This window comes from Citrobacter sp. CtB7.12 (genome assembly GCF_001297795.1).
Taxonomy (GTDB): Bacteria; Pseudomonadota; Gammaproteobacteria; order Enterobacterales; family Enterobacteriaceae; genus Citrobacter_A; species Citrobacter_A amalonaticus.
The window spans coordinates 45,792-67,684 of the sequence record NZ_LIFT01000001.1; the positions used below are offsets into that span (position 1 = coordinate 45,792).

Annotated in this window: 21 protein-coding genes; 19 read left to right on the top strand and 2 right to left on the bottom strand. The window is 47.2% G+C overall.

Features of this window, described 5'->3' with window-relative positions; genetic code table 11:
• Positions 1–283 precede the first annotated feature (283 nt).
• Positions 284–1,039 carry a phospholipid-binding lipoprotein MlaA gene (mlaA, locus tag AOY24_RS00265; protein ID WP_054175940.1) on the top strand — a complete coding sequence of 252 codons (756 nt, stop codon included), beginning with the start codon at positions 284–286 and terminating at the stop codon, positions 1,037–1,039.
• Positions 1,040–1,100: 61 nt separating this feature from the next.
• On the opposite strand, the gene fadL is transcribed toward mlaA, so the two are convergent.
• The gene (gene fadL / locus AOY24_RS00270; RefSeq protein WP_042999959.1) at positions 1,101–2,441 is read right to left on the bottom strand and encodes a long-chain fatty acid transporter FadL; all 1,341 of its coding nucleotides are present in this window, start codon (positions 2,439–2,441) and stop codon (positions 1,101–1,103) included.
• 373 nt (positions 2,442–2,814) lie between these two features.
• Here fadL and AOY24_RS00275 point away from each other — a divergent pair, with 373 nt between their 5' ends.
• The 4 genes from AOY24_RS00275 to sixA all read left to right on the top strand — a co-directional run bounded on the left by AOY24_RS00275 (position 2,815) and on the right by sixA (position 7,427).
• Entirely contained in the window at positions 2,815–3,099 is a 285-nt protein-coding gene (locus tag AOY24_RS00275) for a YfcZ/YiiS family protein (protein ID WP_042317736.1), read from the top strand.
• Between the two features lie 180 nt (positions 3,100–3,279).
• Positions 3,280–4,590, top strand: a complete 1,311-nt coding sequence (gene fadI / locus AOY24_RS00280; RefSeq protein ID WP_054175941.1) for an acetyl-CoA C-acyltransferase FadI — start codon at positions 3,280–3,282, stop codon at positions 4,588–4,590.
• Positions 4,590–6,749 carry a fatty acid oxidation complex subunit alpha FadJ gene (gene fadJ / locus AOY24_RS00285; protein WP_054175942.1) on the top strand — a complete coding sequence of 720 codons (2,160 nt, stop codon included), beginning with the start codon at positions 4,590–4,592 and terminating at the stop codon, positions 6,747–6,749. The genes fadI and fadJ overlap by 1 nt, the downstream gene beginning before the upstream one ends.
• Before the next feature lie 192 nt (positions 6,750–6,941).
• A complete protein-coding gene (gene sixA, locus AOY24_RS00290; RefSeq protein ID WP_042999962.1) occupies positions 6,942–7,427 on the top strand; it encodes a phosphohistidine phosphatase SixA in 486 nt (161 codons plus the stop codon).
• Positions 7,428–7,643: 216 nt separating this feature from the next.
• On the opposite strand, the gene smrB is transcribed toward sixA, so the two are convergent.
• Entirely contained in the window at positions 7,644–8,195 is a 552-nt protein-coding gene (gene smrB / locus AOY24_RS00295; protein WP_042999963.1) for an endonuclease SmrB, read from the bottom strand.
• Between the two features lie 168 nt (positions 8,196–8,363).
• Between smrB and prmB the strand changes: the two genes are divergently transcribed.
• From prmB to AOY24_RS00365, 14 genes are all read left to right on the top strand, one after another.
• A complete protein-coding gene (prmB, locus tag AOY24_RS00300) occupies positions 8,364–9,296 on the top strand; it encodes a 50S ribosomal protein L3 N(5)-glutamine methyltransferase (RefSeq protein ID WP_042999964.1) in 933 nt (310 codons plus the stop codon).
• Between the two features lie 26 nt (positions 9,297–9,322).
• On the top strand, positions 9,323–10,408 hold the full coding sequence (gene aroC, locus AOY24_RS00305) for a chorismate synthase (RefSeq protein WP_054175943.1): 1,086 nt from the start codon (positions 9,323–9,325) through the stop codon (positions 10,406–10,408).
• Between the two features lie 3 nt (positions 10,409–10,411).
• Positions 10,412–11,236, top strand: coding sequence for a penicillin-insensitive murein endopeptidase (mepA, locus tag AOY24_RS00310; protein ID WP_044258456.1), 825 nt, complete (start codon positions 10,412–10,414; stop codon positions 11,234–11,236).
• Entirely contained in the window at positions 11,236–12,045 is an 810-nt protein-coding gene (locus tag AOY24_RS00315) for a sulfite exporter TauE/SafE family protein (protein ID WP_042999967.1), read from the top strand. Before mepA ends, AOY24_RS00315 begins: the two co-directional genes overlap by 1 nt.
• Entirely contained in the window at positions 12,045–12,593 is a 549-nt protein-coding gene (locus AOY24_RS00320) for an elongation factor P hydroxylase (RefSeq protein WP_054175944.1), read from the top strand. Before AOY24_RS00315 ends, AOY24_RS00320 begins: the two co-directional genes overlap by 1 nt.
• Before the next feature lie 31 nt (positions 12,594–12,624).
• Positions 12,625–12,909 (top strand): YfcL family protein, encoded by a 285-nt coding sequence (locus AOY24_RS00325; protein ID WP_054175945.1) that lies wholly within the window; start codon positions 12,625–12,627, stop codon positions 12,907–12,909.
• A 436-nt stretch (positions 12,910–13,345) separates the two neighbouring features.
• Entirely contained in the window at positions 13,346–13,588 is a 243-nt protein-coding gene (locus AOY24_RS00330) for a Flp family type IVb pilin (RefSeq protein ID WP_082366160.1), read from the top strand.
• A 337-nt stretch (positions 13,589–13,925) separates the two neighbouring features.
• Positions 13,926–14,870 (top strand): hypothetical protein, encoded by a 945-nt coding sequence (locus tag AOY24_RS00335; protein WP_054175946.1) that lies wholly within the window; start codon positions 13,926–13,928, stop codon positions 14,868–14,870.
• A 47-nt stretch (positions 14,871–14,917) separates the two neighbouring features.
• Entirely contained in the window at positions 14,918–16,333 is a 1,416-nt protein-coding gene (locus AOY24_RS00340; protein ID WP_044269102.1) for a type II and III secretion system protein family protein, read from the top strand.
• Between the two features lie 15 nt (positions 16,334–16,348).
• On the top strand, positions 16,349–17,494 hold the full coding sequence (locus AOY24_RS00345) for a hypothetical protein (RefSeq protein WP_054175947.1): 1,146 nt from the start codon (positions 16,349–16,351) through the stop codon (positions 17,492–17,494).
• Between the two features lie 60 nt (positions 17,495–17,554).
• A complete protein-coding gene (locus AOY24_RS00350; RefSeq protein ID WP_054175948.1) occupies positions 17,555–18,844 on the top strand; it encodes a CpaF family protein in 1,290 nt (429 codons plus the stop codon).
• An 8-nt stretch (positions 18,845–18,852) separates the two neighbouring features.
• Complete coding sequence (locus AOY24_RS00355; RefSeq protein WP_172740605.1) at positions 18,853–19,755, top strand: type II secretion system F family protein; 903 nt, start codon at positions 18,853–18,855, stop codon at positions 19,753–19,755.
• Between the two features lies 1 nt (position 19,756).
• Positions 19,757–20,614, top strand: a complete 858-nt coding sequence (locus tag AOY24_RS00360; protein ID WP_054175949.1) for a type II secretion system F family protein — start codon at positions 19,757–19,759, stop codon at positions 20,612–20,614.
• Positions 20,608–21,888 (top strand): M48 family metallopeptidase, encoded by a 1,281-nt coding sequence (locus AOY24_RS00365; RefSeq protein WP_054175950.1) that lies wholly within the window; start codon positions 20,608–20,610, stop codon positions 21,886–21,888. Before AOY24_RS00360 ends, AOY24_RS00365 begins: the two co-directional genes overlap by 7 nt.
• Positions 21,889–21,893 lie beyond the last annotated feature (5 nt).

Sequence of the window (21,893 nt, forward strand, 5' to 3'; positions counted from 1 at the left end):
CTCCGGTATGAGCACTGACACGTTAAAGCGTAGCGGTTTTTAGCCTGCCCCCGTCAGGACATGTTCTGAAAACGCAAAAATGGTAACGTTTGTTTTTCTTCATCCCGCTAAAATAGAAGCGCGACGATTCTGGTGTGACCAGGCTATGATCAAATCAACAAGTTCGGTGATATAGACATCGTTTGACGTACTGTTACAATCGCTCACACCTTTACAGGCGGATACGATAGCGTTCCGTCATGGATGGCAATCAGCGATAGCCATAATTAACAGGGAGACATTTATGAAGCTTCGCCTGTCGGCGCTTGCGCTGGGAACCACACTGCTGGTGGGGTGTGCGAGTTCCGGCACAGAACAGCAGGGGCGTTCAGACCCGCTTGAAGGGTTCAACCGCACCATGTACAACTTCAACTTTAATGTGTTGGATCCGTATATCGTTCGACCGGTGGCCGTCGCATGGCGTGATTATGTTCCGCAGCCTGCCCGTAATGGTCTGAGCAACTTCACTGGCAACCTGGAAGAGCCGGCGGTGATGGTGAACTATTTCCTGCAGGGCGATCCGTATCAGGGGATGGTGCATTTCACCCGCTTCTTCCTCAACACGATCCTGGGGATGGGGGGCTTTATTGACGTCGCCGGTATGGCGAACCCGAAACTGCAGCGTGTTGAACCGCATCGCTTCGGCAGCACTTTAGGTCACTATGGCGTAGGTTACGGTCCTTACGTGCACTTACCGTTCTATGGTAGCTGGACGATCCGTGATGATGGCGGCGATATGGCGGATACGTTATATCCGGTGCTCTCCTGGCTGACCTGGCCGATGTCTATCGGTAAATGGACGGTTGAAGGGATTGAAACCCGTGCCCAGTTGCTGGATTCCGATGGTCTGCTGCGTCAGTCTTCCGATCCCTATATTATGGTTCGTGAAGCTTACTTCCAGCGTCATGATTTTATCGCTAATGGCGGCAAGCTCAAGCCGCAGGAAAACCCGAACGCGCAGGCGATTCAGGATGAACTCAAAGAGATCGATTCCGAGTAAGCCAGATTGAGCAAATAAAAAGGTGAGCTAAAAAGCTCACCTTTTTTACATCTGCAAGAAATCAGAATGCGTAGTTGAAGTTGGTACCGAACAGCCAGGCTTTACCTTCAGACTCGAACTGGTACGGACCTTCGTTAATCTTAACGCTCTGACCGTGCATATAAGAGACACCAACGTCCACAGACGCATCTTTATTGAAGGCGTAGGTGGTACCGGCGCTCAGCCAGAAGCGGTCCTGATCCGGAATCGAGATAGAGCGGTTTTGTGATGGAACCGGGCTATCATCGAAGGCGATACCGGTACGGAACGTCCAGTTATCATCGTAGTAGTAGGTGGTACCCAGTGCGATGCGGTAAGCGTCTTTAAAGCCTTCATGTTTCTGGAACAGCGTATCACCACTGGTGGATTTCGCTTTCAGCTCCTGGAACTGACTCCAGCTGGTATAGGCCAGGCTGTAGTGGATAGCCCACTGCGGCGCTACGCGGTTATAACCGGACACTTCCCACATTTCTGGCAGGTTAAGCGTCAGGTAACCTGACTGAGTGGCGCCGCCGGTAGCGGTCGGGATACCCAGGTTGTAGTTGTTGATCGCCGGAGGCAGATCGCTGCTGTAATTACCTTTAAAGTCAATTTTGACTTCAGAACGGTAGGTCAACGCGTAGCGGTTGTTTTTATCCAGTTCATACAGGATCCCGGCGTTCCAGCCGAAGCCCCATTGGTTACCATTCAGATGAGCAATTTTGGTATCGCTTGGGATGCCATTTGCGGTGGCAGCCAGTTGCTGACCCTGCGGCGTTTGTCCGGCAGGAGAGTTCATCACCTGACCGGCGACCAGTTGACCCAGGTCACCGGCGAAGCGTTCGATTTTCGCACGCGCATAAACGGCGTTCAGACCAAGCCCGAAGCTCCAGGCGTCGTCTAAGCGATAGGCGCCGCTTAAGTTGAGGTTCATGGTTTCGAGGTCGGTGGTACCGCCAACAGAACCGCCTGCGTAGGTATCGTTGAACTCTGTTGCCAGACCGTAGTTAGAGGTAATTGATGCCCCCCAACCGAACTGATCGTTAATTGGCGCAACAAAGTGTGCGTTTGGCACCCATGCCGTTGGCGCGATGTTATCGGCATCAAGGCTACGGCCAGACGGAGAGCGTCCGCTGATGTTGACGTCCGGATCGATATAGACCGCACCCGCAGAGAACGTCGGGCGATCGAACATTGTGATCAGCGCTGGGTTACGGCTGACGTTACCTGCATCGTCTGCGATAGCGCCTTCACCCGAATAGGCCCGGCCGAGGCCAGAGGAAGAAAATTCGTTTAACTGAAAGCCTGCAGACCAGGCCTGGGTGGAGATAATTGCCACTGCGACTGCGAGAGCAGACTTTGTTAACAGGGTTTTCTGGCTCATGACCATAACCTCAATTGATTTATTTTTATACAAACTATGTTACATGGTGTAACAGGAGCGCGAAGTGTAGGGTCTGTGGTACAACATAGAAATCAGACCAGTGGCGTGAGTATAGGTCTGACCAGCTGAAATGTTGCAAGTATGTTTATAACTTTTTTCAATTGTGATCTTAAAAACGCGATCCAGCTGGCAAAATTGACGGTTTGCGCACTCACTCTTTTAGGTGAAATTTGTTTTAGATCATTTTTAATTGTGATTTCGGTCACTTATCGCATTTCGCACAATTAACAACTGGAGAGGTGAATGTGGGGGGCGTAAAATATCCCCATCGTTTATCTGGCACCCTGGGTGCGAAATACAGAGGAAATCTACAATGAGTAAATGCAGTGCTGATGAAACCCCGGTTTGCTGCTGTATGGATGTTGGTACCATCATGGACAACTCCGATTGCACCGCATCATACAGCCGCGTGTTCGCTAACCGCGCAGAGGCTGAAGAGACGCTGGCGGCGCTGACCGAAAAAGCGCGTAGCGTGGAATCTGAACCGTGCAAAATCACCTCGACCTTCACCGAAGAGTCTGACGGCGTGCGTCTGGATATCGATTTTGTCTTCGCCTGCGAAGCCGAAACCCTGATTTTCCAGCTGGGTCTGCGTTAATCCCGCCTCGTTGTTTCTGATGCCCCGGTGAGTTTTCCCCGGGGCATTTTCGTTTCAGGCAGTGATTATTCACTGTGTCGTAGCTCTCACTTTCTTTGCGCTCCGCTTGGCTAAATGTAAAAAATTGGTTAAGACTATGATCAGGTCAGACCACTTATTTATTTTTTACAGGGGAGTGTTATGAGTCAGGCATTACCGCTGGTCACCCGTCAGGGCGATCGCATCGCCATCGTGAGCGGATTACGTACGCCTTTTGCCCGTCAGGCGACCGCATATCATGGCATTCCCGCCGTCGATCTCGGCAAAATGGTGGTTGGCGAACTGCTTGCACGCAGTGAAATCCCTGCTGATGTGATTGAACAACTGGTTTTTGGCCAGGTGGTACAGATGCCGGAAGCGCCGAACATCGCGCGTGAAATTGTGCTCGGGACCGGGATGAATGTGCATACCGATGCCTACAGCGTCAGTCGTGCCTGTGCAACCAGTTTTCAGGCAGTGGCTAACGTCGCAGAAAGCCTGATGGCCGGCACCATTCGTGCGGGTATCGCCGGTGGGGCTGATTCATCTTCGGTGCTGCCCATTGGCGTCAGCAAAAAACTGGCGCGGGTGCTGGTCGATGTCAACAAAGCCCGCACGATGGGGCAGCGTCTGAAACTCTTTTCCCGTCTGCGCTTGCGCGATCTGATGCCCGTCCCGCCTGCTGTGGCGGAATACTCAACCGGTCTGCGAATGGGCGATACCGCTGAGCAGATGGCGAAAACCTACGGGATTACCCGTGAACAACAGGATGCCCTGGCGCATCGTTCTCATCAGCGGGCCGCCCTGGCGTGGGCAGAAGGCAAGCTCGCCGATGAAGTAATGACCACTTACTCACCGCCTTTTAAAGAGCCCCTGTCTGAAGATAACAATATTCGCGGCAACTCCACGCTGGCAGATTACGCCAGACTGCGTCCGGCATTTGACCGCAAACATGGCAGCGTTACGGCGGCAAACAGCACTCCGCTGACCGATGGCGCGGCGGCAGTCATCCTGATGACGGAATCTCGAGCGAAAGAATTGGGGCTGGTTCCGCTCGGCTATCTGCGCAGCTACGCGTTTACCGCGATCGATGTCTGGCAGGATATGCTGCTGGGTCCGGCCTGGTCTACGCCGCTGGCGCTGGAACGTGCGGGCATCACAATGGCCGATCTGACGCTTTTCGATATGCACGAAGCCTTTGCCGCGCAGACGCTTGCCAATCTCCAGTTACTTGGCAGTGAGCGTTTTGCCCGCGAGGTGCTCGGTCGAAGCCATGCCACTGGCGAAGTGGATGACAGCAAATTTAACGTACTTGGCGGTTCAATTGCCTTTGGACATCCATTTGCCGCGACGGGCGCGAGGATGATCACGCAAACGCTGCACGAATTACGTCGTCGTGGTGGCGGCTTTGGCCTGGTCACCGCCTGCGCAGCGGGTGGGCTGGGTGCGGCAATGGTTCTGGAGGCGGAATAATGGAAATGACATCGGCTTTTACGCTTAACGTGCGTCTGGACAACGTCGCGGTCATCTCTGTTGATGTCCCCGGAGAAAAGATGAATACCCTTAAGGCGGAGTTTGCCTCGCAGGTACGCATCATTCTTAAACAGATTCGCGAGAACAAGGCGATTCGCGGCGTCGTCATTATTTCTGCAAAAGCGGACAATTTTATTGCCGGGGCGGATATCAATATGATTGGCCGCTGCAAAAGCGCCCAGGAAGCAGAAACGCTGGCGCGACAGGGGCAGCAACTGATGGCCGAGATTAACGCGCTGCCGATTCCGGTGGTGGCCGCCATTCACGGCGCTTGCCTGGGTGGCGGACTTGAACTGGCGCTGGCCTGTCATACTCGCGTTTGCACGGACGATGCAAAAACCGTACTCGGTTTACCGGAAGTGCAACTCGGGCTGCTGCCGGGGTCGGGCGGTACCCAACGGCTACCCCGACGGGTGGGTGTTAGTACGGCGCTGGATATGATCCTCACTGGTAAGCAACTTCGCGCGAAGCAGGCGCTGAAAGCGGGGCTGGTGGATGAGGTAGTCCCGCAGACGATCCTGCTGGATGCTGCCGTGGAATGGGCGAAAAAAGATCGTCCCGTTCACCGCGCTTTACCGGTTCGTGAACGTATTCTGGCGGGCCCGCTCGGACGGGCGTTGCTGTTCCGCATGGTTAGCAAGAAAACAGAACAGAAAACCCAGGGAAATTACCCGGCGACAGAACGTATTTTACAGGTGATTGAAACCGGACTGGCACAGGGGAGTAGCAGCGGCTATGACGCGGAGGCGCGCGCGTTTGGCGAGCTGGCGATGACGCCGCAATCGCAGGCGTTACGCAATATCTTTTTTGCCAGTACGGACGTGAAAAAGGATCCGGGCAGCGAGGTGCCGCCAGGGCCGCTTAACAGCGTCGGCGTATTAGGTGGTGGACTGATGGGAGGCGGTATTGCGTACGTCACAGCCTGTAAAGGTGGCTTGCCAGTTCGTATCAAAGACATAAATACCAAAGGAATCAATCACGCGCTGAAATACAGCTGGGATCAGCTTGAAACGAAGGTACGTCGTCGGCATATCAAAGCCAGTGAACGTGACAAACAGCTGGCGCTAATATCGGGTTCGACCGACTATCGCGGCTTTTCCCATCGCGACCTGGTGATTGAAGCGGTATTTGAAGATCTGTCGTTAAAACAACAGATGGTGGCGGAAGTTGAGCAGAATTGCGCATCCCACACCATTTTTGCCTCCAACACGTCATCTTTACCGATTAGCGATATTGCGGCCAAAGCGGCCAGGCCTGAGCAGGTGATTGGTCTGCACTTCTTTAGCCCGGTAGAAAAAATGCCGCTGGTGGAGGTGATTCCGCATGCTACGACGTCGGGGCAAACCATCGCCACTACGGTTAAGCTGGCGAAAAAACAGGGCAAAACGCCAATTGTGGTGCGTGATAAGGCTGGGTTCTATGTAAACCGCATTCTTGCGCCGTATATCAATGAAGCGATTCGCCTGCTGACCGAAGGTGAGCGGGTCGAGCAGATCGACAGCGCACTGGTAAAGTTTGGTTTTCCGGTTGGGCCAATCCAACTTTTGGATGAGGTCGGAATCGACACAGGCACTAAAATTATACCGATACTGGAAGCCGCTTATGGCGAGCGTTTTAGCGCCCCTGCAAATGTTGTTTCATCAATTTTGAATGACGATCGCAAAGGTAGAAAAAATGGTCGGGGTTTCTATCTTTATGGGGCGAAAGGGCGTAAAAGCAAAAAACAGGTCGACCCTACAATTTATACGCTTATAGGCGCTCAGGGGCAGAGCCGGCTCTCCGCTTCGCAGATTGCGGAACGCTGCGTCATGTTAATGCTCAATGAGGCGGCGCGCTGCTTCGATGAGCAGGTGATCCGTAGCGCGCGCGATGGTGACATTGGCGCAGTGTTTGGTATTGGTTTTCCTCCGTTTCTCGGTGGCCCGTTCCGTTATATGGATTCTCTCGGGGCGGGTGAAGTGGTTGCGGTATTGCAACGTCTGGCTTCGCTGTATGGTCCGCGGTTCACGCCGTGCGATACGTTGTTACAGATGGCGGAGCGGGGTGAAAGTTTCTGGAAAGCAGATGAAACTGACCTGAAAGAACAAGGTCAAATGTAAGGTATATCCGCACTGAATGGCTGTGGGTTGGTTAAATTGTAAACACAGATTGACTATACTTACGCCATTGAGGTAAAACACAGCGTTTCATTCAGTGAACGGATAAGGCACAATGCCGGCCACTGCATTACAGCAACCCTGAGGGGTTTTGGCTGGGGTGCGTGTGATTCTGGTTAACAAAAGCGGTGCAATATGCAAGTTTTTATCATGCGTCACGGCGACGCGGCCCTCGATGCCGCCAGTGATTCGGTTCGTCCCTTAACCCCCTGCGGTTGTGACGAATCACGCCTTATGGCGAACTGGCTGAAAGGTCAAAAAGTGGATATCGAACGTGTTCTGGTGAGCCCGTTCCTGCGAGCCGAACAAACGTTGGATGTGGTAGGGGGATGCATGAACCTGCCACGCGACGTGGATGTTTTGCCGGAGTTGACTCCCTGCGGCGATGTCGGTCTGGTCAGCGCCTATTTGCAGGCTCTGGCCAATGAAGGCGTAGCCACCGCGCTGGTAATCTCCCACCTTCCGTTAGTGGGTTATCTGGTGTCCGAGCTGTGTCCAGGCGAAACGCCGCCGATGTTTACCACCTCCGCGATTGCCAGTGTGACGCTGGATGAAAGCGGAAAAGGGGTGTTCAACTGGCAGATGAGCCCGTGCAACCTCAAAATGGCGAAAGCGATTTAACCGCTGTATTCTCTGTAAAGAACCGCTGATGCGGCTCTTCAGACTGCTGACAAAGAAGAAAAAACGTGGTTTTTCCTTCTTTGTGGTTATCAGCCGAAAATCAATAAATTGATTTTCCTGGTTTTTTAATGAGGTGCTCTCTGCTTGTCGGGGGGCCGGAATCAGGTTTATCACTACGCTAAAGAGCCGCTGATGCGGCTCTTGTTGTTTCTGTGCTCAGGGCAGTTCCGGCGGCGCCCACTCTTCCACTTCGATTAACACCAGCAGCGCGGCATCGCCGCCGTACTCTTTCGGTGCCTGATGGAAGGCCATGACGTGCGGATGCTGCGCCAGCCACAGCGGCGTCTGTTGTTTCAGCACATGTTTGCCGTGACCGTGCATCACGCAGGCGCAAAACACATGTTCCCGGCGGCAGGCGGCAATCAGCGCGCCCAGTTCCTGCTTTGCCTGAAGCTGCGTCAGACCGTGTAAATCGAGAAACAGCTCCGGAGAGTAATCGCCACGGCGCATTTTCTTCAGCTCGAAATGGCTCACGTCAGGACGGACATATTTGACCGGGCCTTCCGTATTCAGCAGCGGCTGAAACTCATCAGAGAAATAATGGCTGGCATCGGCCTGCTCCGAAAGCAGCCGCTTAACCGGCACCTCGGTGATCTTTTTACGCAGCGGGCGATGAACAATGGTGTCCTGTTTAATCTGACGGGTGCCGGTCATCAGCTGCCGGAACAGCGCCTGGTCCTCCTCGCTCAGCGATGTTTTCTTTTTCATTCTGCGATCTCATCTTTTTTTATTGTCCGTTAGTTTACCCGACTCGATGCGGATGCGAATGCTCAAAACGCAATTTTCACCCGCAACCCCTGCGTGATTGCTGATTTATCGCCGTCTTCATGGCAAACTAGCCGCCGAAATTAATGCGAGCATGCCCTGGAGGAACAGGTGGATAAAATTTTCGTTGATGAAGCAGTGAGTGATCTGCATACCATTCAGGACATGTTGCGCTGGGCGGTCAGCCGTTTTAGCGCGGCGAATATCTGGTACGGTCACGGTACCGATAACCCGTGGGATGAAGCCGTGCAACTGGTGTTGCCATCGCTGTATTTGCCGCTGGATATTCCAGAAGATATGCGTACCGCGCGCCTGACCTCCAGCGAACGCCATCGTATTGTTGAGCGCGTAATCCGCCGTGTGAACGAACGTATTCCGGTGGCCTATCTGACCAACAAAGCTTGGTTCTGCGGCCATGAGTTTTATGTTGATGAGCGCGTGCTGGTGCCGCGTTCTCCAATTGGTGAGTTGATCAACAACCGCTTTGCGGGGCTGGTCAGTGAGCCGCCTCAGCTAATCCTTGATATGTGTACCGGTAGCGGCTGTATTGCGATTGCCTGCGCCTATGCCTTCCCGGAAGCGGAAGTGGATGCGGTAGATATCTCGGCGGACGCGCTGGCCGTGACCGAACACAACATTGAAGAGCACGGTCTGATCCATCATGTCACGCCGATTCGTTCCGATCTGTTCCGTGACCTGCCGAAGGTTCAGTACGATCTGATCGTAACCAACCCGCCGTACGTTGATGCGGAAGATATGTCCGATCTGCCTAATGAATATCGTCATGAGCCGGAACTGGGTCTGGCGTCCGGCACTGACGGACTGAAACTCACCCGTCGCATTCTGGGCAACGCGCCGGATTACCTGTCTGATAACGGCATTCTGATTTGTGAAGTCGGTAACAGCATGGTACATCTGATGGAACAATATCCGGATGTGCCGTTCACCTGGCTGGAATTTGACAATGGCGGCGATGGCGTCTTTATGCTGACCAAAGCCGAGTTGATTGCTGCCCGTGAGCACTTCAGCCTCTATAAAGATTAAACCACAACGACAACAACGAGACCGCAATGGCAGGAAATACAATTGGACAACTCTTTCGTGTAACCACCTTCGGCGAATCGCACGGGCTGGCGCTCGGTTGTATCGTCGACGGTGTGCCGCCAGGCATTCCGCTGACAGAAGCTGACCTGCAGCACGATCTCGACAGACGTCGCCCTGGCACGTCGCGTTACACGACGCAGCGTCGCGAACCGGATCAGGTGAAAATCCTCTCCGGCGTGTTTGAAGGCGTAACGACGGGGACCAGCATAGGTCTGCTGATTGAAAACACCGATCAGCGCTCGCAGGACTACAGCGCTATTAAGGACGTGTTTCGTCCGGGACACGCAGACTACACTTACGAACAAAAATATGGCCTGCGCGATTATCGTGGCGGCGGGCGTTCTTCCGCGCGAGAAACCGCGATGCGCGTGGCGGCAGGTGCCATTGCTAAAAAATATCTCGCTGAAAAATTTGGCGTAACCATTCAGGGCTGTTTGACCCAGATGGGCGACATTCCGCTGGCAATCAAAGACTGGTCGTTGGTCGAGCAAAACCCGTTCTTCTGTCCTGACCCTGATAAAATTGAAGCGTTGGACGAGCTGATGCGCGCGCTGAAAAAAGAAGGCGATTCCATTGGCGCGAAAGTGACCGTGGTCGCCAGCGGTGTGCCGGCAGGCCTGGGTGAACCCGTATTTGACCGACTTGATGCCGATATCGCCCACGCGCTGATGAGCATCAATGCGGTGAAAGGCGTCGAAATTGGTGACGGCTTTGAGGTCGTGGCGCTACGCGGCAGTCAGAATCGTGATGAAATCACCAAAGACGGCTTCCAGAGCAATCACGCCGGCGGTATTCTGGGCGGGATCAGTAGCGGCCAGCAAATCGTGGCCCACATGGCGCTGAAACCGACGTCCAGTATTACCGTTCCGGGTCGCACAATTAACCGTTTTGGCGAAGAGGTGGAGATGATCACGAAAGGTCGTCACGATCCGTGCGTGGGGATCCGTGCGGTACCCATCGCGGAAGCGATGCTGGCGATCGTGCTGATGGATCACCTGTTACGTCAACGGGCGCAAAATGCGGATGTCAAAACGGATATTCCACGCTGGTAAGAGATGAAAAAAACCGCGATAGCACTGCTGGCTCTGTTTGCCAGCGCGGCCAGTCTGGCGGCGACGCCGTGGCAGAAAATTACCCAGCCCGTGCCGGGCAGCGCACAGTCAATTGGTGGTTTCTCGAACGGCTGCATTGTGGGGGCGGACACGCTTCCCGTGCAGTCGGATCACTATCAGGTGATGCGCACCGATCAGCGCCGCTATTTTGGCCATCCCGATCTGGTGATGTTTATCCAGCGACTGAGTACGCAGGTGAGCAATCTGGGGTTGGGAACGGTGCTGATTGGCGATATGGGAATGCCCGCCGGTGGTCGATTTAACGGCGGACATGCCAGCCATCAGACCGGTCTGGATGTAGACATTTTCCTGCAGTTGCCAAAAACACGCTGGACTCAGGCGCAACTGTTGCGTCCCCAGGCGCTGGATTTGGTCGCCCGTGACGGTAAACATGTTGTGCCTTCGCTCTGGAAACCGGAAATCTCCAGCCTGATTAAGCTGGCGGCGAAAGATAACGACGTCACGCGTATTTTTGTGAATCCTGCCATAAAACAACAGCTCTGCCTGGATGCCGGTACCGATCGCGACTGGTTACGTAAAGTGCGACCCTGGTTCCAGCATCGTGCGCATATGCATGTCCGATTACGTTGCCCTGCCGACAGCCTTGAGTGCGAAGATCAACCTTTGCCTCCTCCGGGCGACGGTTGCGGCGCTGAGCTACAAAGTTGGTTTGAACCGCCAAAACCTGGAACAACAAAGCCTGAGAAGAAGACACCGCCTCCGTTGCCGCCTTCCTGCCAGGCGCTTCTGGATGAGCATGTACTCTAATGGATAATTTTGCGGACCTGTTTATGGTCTCTCCGCTGCTGTTGCTGGTGCTGTTTTTTGTGGCAATGTTGGCTGGATTTATCGACTCACTGGCGGGCGGCGGCGGCCTGTTGACCATCCCCGCGCTGATGGCGGCAGGGATGTCTCCCGCGCAGGCGCTGGCAACCAATAAACTGCAGGCCTGCGGCGGTTCGATTTCATCTTCAATTTATTTTATTCGCCGTAAAGTGGTGAACCTCGCCGAGCAAAAACTCAATATCGCGATGACGTTTATTGGTTCGATGAGCGGCGCACTGCTGGTGCAGCATGTGCAGTCAGGCGTGTTGCGACAGATCCTGCCTGTTCTGGTGATCTGCATTGGTCTCTACTTTTTGCTGATGCCGAAAGTGGGCGAGGAAGACAGACAGCGTCGCCTGTACGGTCTGCCGTTTGCCCTGGTGGCCGGTGGCTGCGTAGGCTTCTACGATGGTTTTTTTGGCCCGGCGGCAGGTTCATTTTACGCGCTGTCGTTTGTCATGCTGTGCGGCTATAACCTTGCTAAATCGACGGCTCACGCCAAGGTGCTGAATGCCACCTCCAATATTGGCGGCCTGCTGCTGTTTGTCATCGGCGGGAAAGTGATTTGGGCCACCGGTTTTGTCATGCTGATCGGGCAATTTCTCGGGGCGCGGATGGGCTCCCGACTGGTACTGAGCAAAGGACAAAAGCTGATTCGGCCCATGATCGTCATTGTCTCGGCGGTGATGAGCATGAAACTTCTTTATGATAACCATGGACAGGAGATTCTCCACTGGCTGGGGATGAATTAATGAACAGTACGCACCGCTACGAACAATTGATTGAGATTTTTAACGGCTGCTTTGCCGATGATTTTAATACCCGTCTGATTAAAGGCGACGACGAACCGATCTATCTTCCTGCTGATACGGAGGTCCCGTATCACCGGATTGTTTTTGCGCATGGATTTTACGCCAGCGCATTGCATGAGATTTCGCACTGGTGCATTGCCGGAAAAGCGCGCCGCGAGCTGGTGGATTTCGGCTACTGGTATTGTCCGGACGGTCGCGATGCGGTGACACAGGGGCAGTTTGAAGATGTGGAAGTGAAACCGCAGGCATTCGACTGGTTGTTTTGCGTGGCGGCGGGATATCCGTTTAACGTCAGTTGCGACAACCTGGAAGGCGATTTTGAACCGGACCGCGTGGTGTTTCAGCGTCGGGTTCATGCACAGGTGATGACGTATCTGGAGGAGGGCATTCCCGAACGTCCGGCGCGCTTCATCAAAGCATTACAGAATTATTATCACACGCCTGAACTTACGGCGGAACAATTCCCGTGGCCAGAAGCGCTCAACTGAAGCCAGTGCCACGTTACAATGAGGAAAGAAGATGATCGCGGAGTTTGAATCACGCATTCTGGCATTAATCGACGACATGGTAGAGCATGCAAGCGATGATGAGCTGTTTGCCAGTGGATATTTGCGTGGCCACCTGACGTTAGCCGTCGCAGAACTGGAAGGTACTGATGACCATTCTGCTCAGGCCCTCTATGCCAACGTCACCCGCAGCCTGGAAAACGCTATCGGTGCCGGTGAGTTGTCGCCGCGCGATCAGGCGTTAGTCAAAGAGATGTGGGACGCGCTGTATCAGAAGGTGGCGCATCAAGGCGTTTAATAATGACTCAACAGAGGGTCAATTAGACATCTAAGCGAAAGTGTCTCATTGTGGGTCCGATAGTGAATTCTTTATTGGACCCAAATTCTGGCAGGTCGCAAAAAAACAAATCTATTTAAATATATTGCATTATATTATCTCATGTGTAATTTAATTTAAATTAATCAGAAACGCCTCAAAAAAAGAAGAAAAAACGCACGATATAATTCCCACAAATTCAAATCAATCGTTTTGATGAATTGTAATCTGACAATTCAATCCCCTTCGCTATATAAATATAATCTTAAAAAAAATCATAGGGTTATATTTTAGAAATCCAAAGTTCATAATGTTTCCAGCTTGAGCCATATACGAATTCAGGCTGCAGACTGTGTATACGCGCGACTAGCTATCAGGGTTGTTAGCTACTAAATGTATCATAATAGGGACTAAGAAAATGAATGAGCTACTCATCAAAGCTTATGTTAAGGGGTTAAATGGAGCCGGACGTGTCCATAACTACTTTAAAGATGAGCGAGGCGTGACAGCTGTAGAATATGCAATTGTACTTGCTGGCGTTGCAGCCGTAGTCGCAGTGATCTTCGGTAAAGATGGTACAGTACAGACGTTGTTAGAAAGTATTTTCAAAACGGTATCGCAACAGGTCTTGGATTCTATCTCTTCCAATGCCAATCCATAAACAGCGTTGAGATAATGCGGGCAGGGAATATTCTGCCCGTACAGTTTAATAAAATAAGTATAAATAAATGGTGTGAAAACATCATTTTTTATGTGTAAGTAAAATATGGTAATCCCTTTGTAGACTTCGCAATCAGCAAAGTCCGTGCGGTAGCTATGTCCTAAATAAATGTATATCATTCATGCATTCCTCAATATACATTTACTTCTATTATAGAACTTAACTCTTATATTCAATTTTTCCATAATATGCGGACGATGATGGCATCATAAATCATAGTTTTCGTCATATAAATTATGACGTCACACATATTAGCCTGATAACGTTGAGGATATCAATGAGCAAAAAATACTCATTAATAATTAATATTGCCATGATCGTTATTGGTATCATTGGTATGCTTTTTTATTATATGTCGAGCAAGAAACCCCAGTACAAGCCCAGTCAGGTGCAGAAAGTTGTTCAAACAAAAGTTATCGAAGCGCCTACGGAAAGTATTACCGTCGCCGTTGCGAAGAAAAATCTGCAAAAAGGGACGCGATTAACCTCTGGGGATTTTCAACTCGAAACCCTCAAGATAAAAGAGGGGGGGAATGAAAAAAGTACACTTTCTGTGGGCGATATTGATAACTGGATGCTGAAAAGTGATATTTCAGAAGGCGCAAAAATTCCCCAGGCAATTTTAGTTAAGCCAGGTAGCGAAGAATATATAAAAATGTCAGCAAAACCTGGAAGTATAGTCTACGGATTCTCTATTAAAAAAAATGATAGCTATCTCTTCAACAATGCGCAAGCTGGCGGCGGAGTAGATATTTATCTGGCCTATAATTTGAGAGTAACAAAAGACGAATCCGGAGAGATAAAGACCGCGCCAGTAACAGATGCAACGGATCATATTAATGGTCGGCATTTTAAAATGTTAATGAAAAATAAGAAGATACTGTCCATTCAAACTGTTACATCGAAAGTTAAAGCAGTAGTAAATGAACAAAACCCCATGATAAATGAAGGATATGTTTTAGTGGAGCTTACGCCTGCAGAAGTGATAATGCTAAAAGGTTTAGAGGATGCAAAACTGTATATTTTCCCTACGAGTGAAAATATTGCTGAATTTGATCCTGCTCATTCTGTCTTAGTGGGGGATGAAGGTCAGTGGCCGATTGATAATAGAAATATTTTATCGACAGCGGTTCAAAGTGCGACAACGATTCAAAATGACAGTGAGTTTATAAGAGAGTTTCGCGGTGAGAATAGTGCTAACAGTTCGATAAATAGCAAATAGCGCTAAAAGTATTAATAATACGGATGCTTAAAAATAAGGATAGATTTATGTCGAAAACAGCAAAAGTGCTCGTTTTATTTTGTTTATGTCCATTATTACTATCGTCTGCCTTTGGAGAAGATTTAACACTGAAGGAAGGGCAAGCAAAAAATATTTCATCGCAGCAGAAAATAGAGACTGTTTTCATCTCAAACCCAGATGTTGCAGATTACAAAGTCATTGATAATAAAAAAATTGTCCTGTTCGCCAAGCAACCAGGTGTGGCTGATCTAACGATTTACGGAGTGAAAGGTAAAGTATTAAAAAAAATTAGCGTTGCCGTTGATGAAATTGGAAGCTCCCTGGCCCAAAAGGTGAATAAAAAATACCCTGGCACCAAAATTAGCATTGAGCGCTACATGAGTAAAGATAAGGCAACTTATATTATTCAGGGTGAAGTGGCGACAGAAGAATTAAGAGATGAGATCTATAACACTGTTGGTAGTCTTGTTGGCAGTGATAAAAAAGAAGAAGACGTCACCTGGAATGAAAACTCGCAAGGCGGCGGCACGGGCGGTACCAAGATCGACCATTTAAGTAAAAAAAGATGGGACAATATCATCGATCGCATGACTGTACTATCATCGCCGCAACAGGTTAATGTGAAGTTAACCGTTGTTGAAGTGACTAAGCAATTCACCGATGCGTTGGGCATTGAATGGAGCAGCTTAACACTTGACAGTATCATCAACGGTGGGAGTACAGCAAACAGCGCGGGAGTCTTCAGCTTAATAGGCTTTAAAGGCGGATTTGATGCAGGAAACATTAGTACTGTTATCAACGCCGTCAAAAACGACAGCATTGCGAAAGTGTTAGCACAACCGAATTTAACCGTTCTCTCAGGAGAGTATGCCAGCTTTTTGGTAGGAGGGGAGATTCCAATTGTTGTCGACAGTGGTGGCAACAGTACGGCATCTGTGGAGTATAAGGAATACGGCATACGTCTTAATATTGGCGCAAAGGTGAATCGCACTGATAAAATCCGTCTTTTCATATCTAACGAATTAAGTAATGTTACAGGGAGCTACACTTACAACTCCTATGCTATCCCGACCATTAACACCAGAAGAACACAATCCACAATAGAATTAGCTGATGGAGATAGTTTTGTCATCGGTGGATTACTGACTGAAACTGACCGAGAGTCTTTATCTAAAGTGCCGTATGCTGGCGATATCCCAATCCTTGGGGCTTTTGCCCGCAGCTCACAGACTGAAAGAGAGAAGAGTGAGCTGGTCGTATTCGCAACTGTAAAATTAGTAAAACCATTTTCAGCAGAAAATAGCTATAAAATCCCCACTCCCCAATACCATAAAACTTCAGTAGACAAACTTTTTTTCAATGTCGGCGTTGCTGATGAACATACTAATAGACTAGAAGAAGACGCAAGAAGTTTCATTTCACGCGGTGGATTTATCCGATAAGGAACGGGAGGGGAAATGCTGGATCTTACTAAAATTAACAAAAGAAATATTGAAAATAAAAATAACAATTCCACTATTGGAACTGTTACTGTCATCTCATCACGTAGTCATGTTTCTGCTGGGGTAATGACCCAAATACGCGTGAACGGCTGCCATGACATTATCCAGGTAAATAAATTTTTCAATGATATTATCGATGATAAAGAATTAACATCGTCAGAGTATCTCATCGTTGATATTGAAGATTTTAATGATGTAGACGCTATACAGCAAAAGATAAAATATCTCTTTCCAGCTGCAACGAAAAAAATATTTATAGGTGATGTTGATTCAATTACCTTCAGCAATGAAATGAAGCGAATTGGGGCTGTATATTTGCATCTTGATTCACAAATTACATTGCTCGGTGTAACATTGAAGAATTTTGAAACTGATGTTACAAGTGTGAGCTATACACAACGCATCAGTATCCTGGGCTGCAAAGGGGGAAGTGGAACTTCTTTTGTCGCATACCAGTTTTTTAGATCAATTTGTGGATTAAGTCATTTACCTGTATTGCTTGTTCAGGGGCATACAGGCACACCCGATCTTGATCTCATATCAGATACCGCTCTACAACATGACGGTGTAATATCCTATATTGACGCAAATCGCGGAATGAAGATTGCTACTGATGAAGAGCAATGGCAGTTTGATTCGGACGAATACAAAAATTATAATATTGTTGTTTTTGACCACAACGTTACAACACAGGTGAGAGATAAACTTGCCTACATTGTCCCTGGTTCCGATTTTATCTTTATTGTTGTAACCAGAGAACTCTCATCAGTACGCAATGCCCGTCTTATCATTGATGAATTAGAAAGAACAACCACCACGTCAGACAATCAGAAGAAAAATTCAAAAAACATTATCATTCTGAATGAAAATCATCATTCAAGGCCGAATGAGTTGAATAAGGAAGATATAGAAAATTACCTGGGTAAGAAAATTGACATTGTACACCCTTACATTAAAGATGTAAAAAAGACTGATAACAAATCAGAACTTTATTTCTTTACGGCCAAAATGTTGGGTAAAAATATGAAAGGTGAGAAATCTGATGGCAATAAGAAAGGTCTATCACTATTTTCAATATTTAATAAGAAGAAAAATAATTAATGACCAGGTTATCATCGTGGCTATCCCTCGTCAAGGCACTATATTAATCATGGGCCTTATATGAATAAATCAATTTCCTTTATCTATTTCAGACAAGAAGTACTTAAAAACATAGATCTGGAACAAATTGAAAGTATCAAAGAAAACCGTGCGGAACTCATTAACGAAGTTAATACGGTTATTCGTAATGTTATTAATAACAATCGCACAGAGAATTATCTCTCTGCACCGGAGCGACAGGAGCTGTGTGAGTTAGTTGTTGATGAAATTACTGGCTATGGTCCATTGCGCGAGTTAATGGAAGATGAGTCGATTAGCGATATATTGGTCAACGGCCCGGATCGTATCTTTGTAGAACGTAAAGGTCGCCTGGAACTCTCTGATAAGCAGTTCATCAATAATGAGCAGTTAACAGATATTGCCCGACGTTTGGTGGGTAAAGTAGGAAGGCGAATTGATGACGCGCAACCGCTTGTGGATGCGCGTATGCCTGATGGTAGCCGACTCAACGTAGTTATTTCTCCAATATCTATTGATGGCACTTCAATGTCCATTCGTAAATTTGGTAAGGGAAATATAACTCTGGGAGATCTAATCAAATATGGCAGTATGAATGAAATGATGGCTAATTTCCTGGTAATTGCAAGTCGCTGTAGAGTCAATATCATTGTCTCCGGGGGGACAGGCTCGGGTAAAACAACTCTACTAAATGCGATGTCCCAATATGTTGACGAAACTGAACGTGTCTTGACACTTGAAGATGCAGCGGAACTTCGTTTACAACAAGCACATGTATTAAGACTAGAAACGCGATTGGCAGGTTCAGAAAACCAAGGGCAAATCACGATGCGAAATTTGGTTATCAACTCACTTCGTATGCGCCCGGATCGTATTATTATTGGGGAATGCCGCGGACCAGAAGCCTTCGAAATGCTGCAGGCAATGAACACCGGACATGATGGTTCTATGTCAACGCTGCATGCAAATAACCCGCGTGATGCATTAGCTCGTCTTGAGAGCATGGTAATGATGGCCAATTCAGCATTACCCCTAGTAGCAATACGGAGAAATATTTCAACTGCTGTGAATATCATTGTTCAAGCTTCACGTCTTCCCGATGGGTCCAGAAAAGTAATAAATATATCCGAAGTCATGGGGATGGAAGGTGAGAATATTATTCTACAGGATATCTTTTCTTATGCTGCTAATCCTGAAAGAGATAATAATGGTATGATCACGGGTACATTTACATGTAACGGTCTTTTGCAGCGGTCAGCAGTTTATCGGCAAGCTTTAATTCATGGTTATCTTGATCCGTTACGGCAACTATTTGGGAATAAAGTCTCATGATAATGGCAATGATTTTTATTGTTATCTCTATTTGTGGCGTTCTTCAAATATATTTATCGTTAAAAAAAACGAAAGAAATAAAAGGAAAAATACTCTCAACGAACATCATTGCCAGCCAGGAAGTAGCAAATAAAAAACAACCATTCAAAGATTCAATGGCAGGAGTTTTTATTTTTATTGAAAAGCTTCATGCTAATCTAATTGGAAAAAAAAACGAGCACATTTTTAAGCATGTAGCGATAATACTGGTGGCATGTGCCGCAGCATTATATGTAAACATGGAATATCTGAATTTCAGCAATGTTGTAATAACAAATATAACGTTACTTGCTACCATCTATATTTTGTATATGCGACAAGTAAAAAAGTACCGGCGAGAGTTTGAGAGGGATTTCTCCGAGGCACTCAATATAATTAATAGCGCGGTACGAGTAGGGCGCCCGGTATTGCAGGGCTTTGAAGAATGCTCGCGGGTGATAGACAGCGATTTCGGAAGAGAGTTCAAACGTATTCTCATGCGACTGGATATCGGAGATGATCCTGAGCGCATATTTATGGATTCTTACGAAAAATTTCCCTATAGTGAATATTTTTCATTCGTTATTACGGTACTTATAAATATGAAAGGCGGAGGGCAAGTTAGCGAAGTGATGTCTCGCCTGACAATGTTAATCTCAGCAAGTAAGACGTTGGACAGAAAAAAAATCGCAATGACTGCTGAGGCAAGAATGTCGGTTAAAGTACTTGTCATTATTCCTGTCTTTTTTTTCTTTTTCTTGAAATTTGTGGCACCAGATAACTTTGAAATTCTTATTGGAACAGATGCAGGGAAATATATTCTTTATTACGCATTAACAAGTATATTAATAGGGCTATTTATCGTTTGGTCTATGATGAATAAGGTTGGGTGAAATGATATATATTATTTCTTTTATTGTTTTTCTGACTGGAATGAGAAGTATATTACTCCTTATTTATCGCAAGCAGCGAGCTAATAAAGTTAAGAAGTTAATCAATTTTTCTAAAGTAGATAGTAATAAAAAGAATATATTAACATATGGAACAAATTTGATAGAGACGCAACTGGATAAAACATTCAAGAAAAATAGTAAACTTGTTTCAATTTCATCTGAGTTAGATAAGAATGTTAAAGTTAAGGCATTTTTATTTGTTGTGATAGCTTCACCAGTGCTCATAGCGAATTATATGGGATGGATGAAGCTTGATAATCAGATGCTAATGATTGTACTGTTAGCTATACTCGGAGTGATTGTTATCGTACCTTCGAGAGTGCAAACAGCTATTTCTCAGCGGCGATTTAGAAGAATATCTAATGACATTCCTTACTGTATAGATCTTTTAGCCGTATGCATCCAGTCAGGTATGACAGTCGAAGCTTCGCTTGCTTATATTTCTCATAAGATGGAAGTGATCAATAAAGATCTGTCTTCGTTGCTTATCCGCACTGTTTTGAGAGCTGATGTTAGTGGCATTAACGCTGCACTTGAACAACTTTCAGGTGAAGTGGTTAATGAAGAAGTAAGAATGATGTGTTCAGCATTATTGCAGAGCACAAAATTTGGCTCGTCGATATATGCTGTACTTATAGATTTATCTAAAGAAATTAGACAGATGCAATTACTTGCAATGGAAGAAAAAGTTGCAGCACTTTCTGCAAAGATGACATTCCCAATGATTGCTTTTATTCTCTTTCCCCTGATCGCAATTGTTGCCGGTCCGGGCCTGATTAAGATGACTTCGACATGGTAAAAAGATTATTACCCCTATTAATGCTTGCTGTGCTATCTGGCTGTACAGGTGGACCTACGAATGCATCTGATGAAGAACAAAAGGAATATATCCTAACTCAACTGAATGATTATCAAGGGCTTATTGAGATATACAGAAATAAACTCAGTGTTAAAGATAATGATTATGAACGATACTATCTATCACAGCTATATAATAAAATTGGCGACTATAACTCATCAAATATTTATCTGGCACCATTGGTAGAAAAAAAAGGAAGTAAAGAATATTTACTGCTTAAGACACAGAATCTGCTTGAGTTAGGAAAGGAAAATGAAGCCCAGGCCATTCTAAATGAAATGCTTGCACATGATGACTCAAACGGGGAATTATGGAATTTACAGGGTATTTTACTGGCTCAAACAGGAGACTATCTTAAGGCAACGTTATCTTTTGAAAAAGCAAGAGGGCTTTTTTATGATGAAGAGGTCGTCGTCAATAATCTGGCCATGATGGCTATTCTGCAAGGAGATTATATTACGGCAAGAAATTATCTTCTCCCTCTGTATTCCAGGAAAGAATATAAACCACAAACTGCGTATAACCTAGCCTATGCTCTGGTAAAATCCGATGATTACGAGAGTGCGAAAAAAATTATTATTGATGATAAACTCTCAACATCACAACCTGATGCGCTAATTGCATCTTTGGCAAAATTATCACCGCGAGAACATTTTAAAATAGAAGGACAAAAAAACGATGTTGCAGTGACTGCAAGCACAAGCGTTGGCCTTAATCAAAATAAGCCCCTGACAATACCTGTATCGGATATGCTGAATAATATAAAATCTGATGATTCCTCTCAACTGGTGAACAGTGGAATATCCCAGAATTGTACATTTGATAAAAGTATATCTGATGCTGTCCTTCCTTTTGCTGGAGAAATACCACATGCTAAATTAATAGCCAATGTGACATCTGCCAGTATTCCGGGTGGCGATAGAATTGCTCTTTATTCTGCCTACCCACTTAATTATAGTGTGATGCCCAAACGTTATGACAATATAGTCGAAATAGAGATATTTAACGCTCAGCCTATGAAACGTATTTATGATTCGCTCCTCGCAAATATACAAAAACGGCAAAATATTAAAAAAATAGAAATCATGAATAATGGCAATGGGAACTCGAAACTGCAAATAGTAACTAACAAATGTATTACAACTAAAAGTGTTTCACGTTTATCAGTTAACGGTCAATATAAAGAGAAAGTAATAGTTGATATTAACTATTAGTATAT

What these genes read in the sequence shown, in the direction of transcription:
- mlaA (WP_054175940.1), top strand. Translation starts at nt 284, where the DNA reads ATGAAGCTTCGCCTGTCGGCGCTTGCGCTGGGAACCACACTGCTGGTG.
- fadL (WP_042999959.1), bottom strand. Translation starts at nt 2,441, where the DNA reads ATGAGCCAGAAAACCCTGTTAACAAAGTCTGCTCTCGCAGTCGCAGTG.
- AOY24_RS00275 (WP_042317736.1), top strand. Translation starts at nt 2,815, where the DNA reads ATGAGTAAATGCAGTGCTGATGAAACCCCGGTTTGCTGCTGTATGGAT.
- fadI (WP_054175941.1), top strand. Translation starts at nt 3,280, where the DNA reads ATGAGTCAGGCATTACCGCTGGTCACCCGTCAGGGCGATCGCATCGCC.
- fadJ (WP_054175942.1), top strand. Translation starts at nt 4,590, where the DNA reads ATGGAAATGACATCGGCTTTTACGCTTAACGTGCGTCTGGACAACGTC.
- sixA (WP_042999962.1), top strand. Translation starts at nt 6,942, where the DNA reads ATGCAAGTTTTTATCATGCGTCACGGCGACGCGGCCCTCGATGCCGCC.
- smrB (WP_042999963.1), bottom strand. Translation starts at nt 8,195, where the DNA reads ATGAAAAAGAAAACATCGCTGAGCGAGGAGGACCAGGCGCTGTTCCGG.
- aroC (WP_054175943.1), top strand. Translation starts at nt 9,323, where the DNA reads ATGGCAGGAAATACAATTGGACAACTCTTTCGTGTAACCACCTTCGGC.
- mepA (WP_044258456.1), top strand. Translation starts at nt 10,412, where the DNA reads ATGAAAAAAACCGCGATAGCACTGCTGGCTCTGTTTGCCAGCGCGGCC.
- AOY24_RS00315 (WP_042999967.1), top strand. Translation starts at nt 11,236, where the DNA reads ATGGATAATTTTGCGGACCTGTTTATGGTCTCTCCGCTGCTGTTGCTG.
- AOY24_RS00320 (WP_054175944.1), top strand. Translation starts at nt 12,045, where the DNA reads ATGAACAGTACGCACCGCTACGAACAATTGATTGAGATTTTTAACGGC.
- AOY24_RS00325 (WP_054175945.1), top strand. Translation starts at nt 12,625, where the DNA reads ATGATCGCGGAGTTTGAATCACGCATTCTGGCATTAATCGACGACATG.
- AOY24_RS00330 (WP_082366160.1), top strand. Translation starts at nt 13,346, where the DNA reads ATGAATGAGCTACTCATCAAAGCTTATGTTAAGGGGTTAAATGGAGCC.
- AOY24_RS00335 (WP_054175946.1), top strand. Translation starts at nt 13,926, where the DNA reads ATGAGCAAAAAATACTCATTAATAATTAATATTGCCATGATCGTTATT.
- AOY24_RS00340 (WP_044269102.1), top strand. Translation starts at nt 14,918, where the DNA reads ATGTCGAAAACAGCAAAAGTGCTCGTTTTATTTTGTTTATGTCCATTA.
- AOY24_RS00345 (WP_054175947.1), top strand. Translation starts at nt 16,349, where the DNA reads ATGCTGGATCTTACTAAAATTAACAAAAGAAATATTGAAAATAAAAAT.
- AOY24_RS00350 (WP_054175948.1), top strand. Translation starts at nt 17,555, where the DNA reads ATGAATAAATCAATTTCCTTTATCTATTTCAGACAAGAAGTACTTAAA.
- AOY24_RS00355 (WP_172740605.1), top strand. Translation starts at nt 18,853, where the DNA reads ATGATTTTTATTGTTATCTCTATTTGTGGCGTTCTTCAAATATATTTA.
- AOY24_RS00360 (WP_054175949.1), top strand. Translation starts at nt 19,757, where the DNA reads ATGATATATATTATTTCTTTTATTGTTTTTCTGACTGGAATGAGAAGT.
- AOY24_RS00365 (WP_054175950.1), top strand. Translation starts at nt 20,608, where the DNA reads ATGGTAAAAAGATTATTACCCCTATTAATGCTTGCTGTGCTATCTGGC.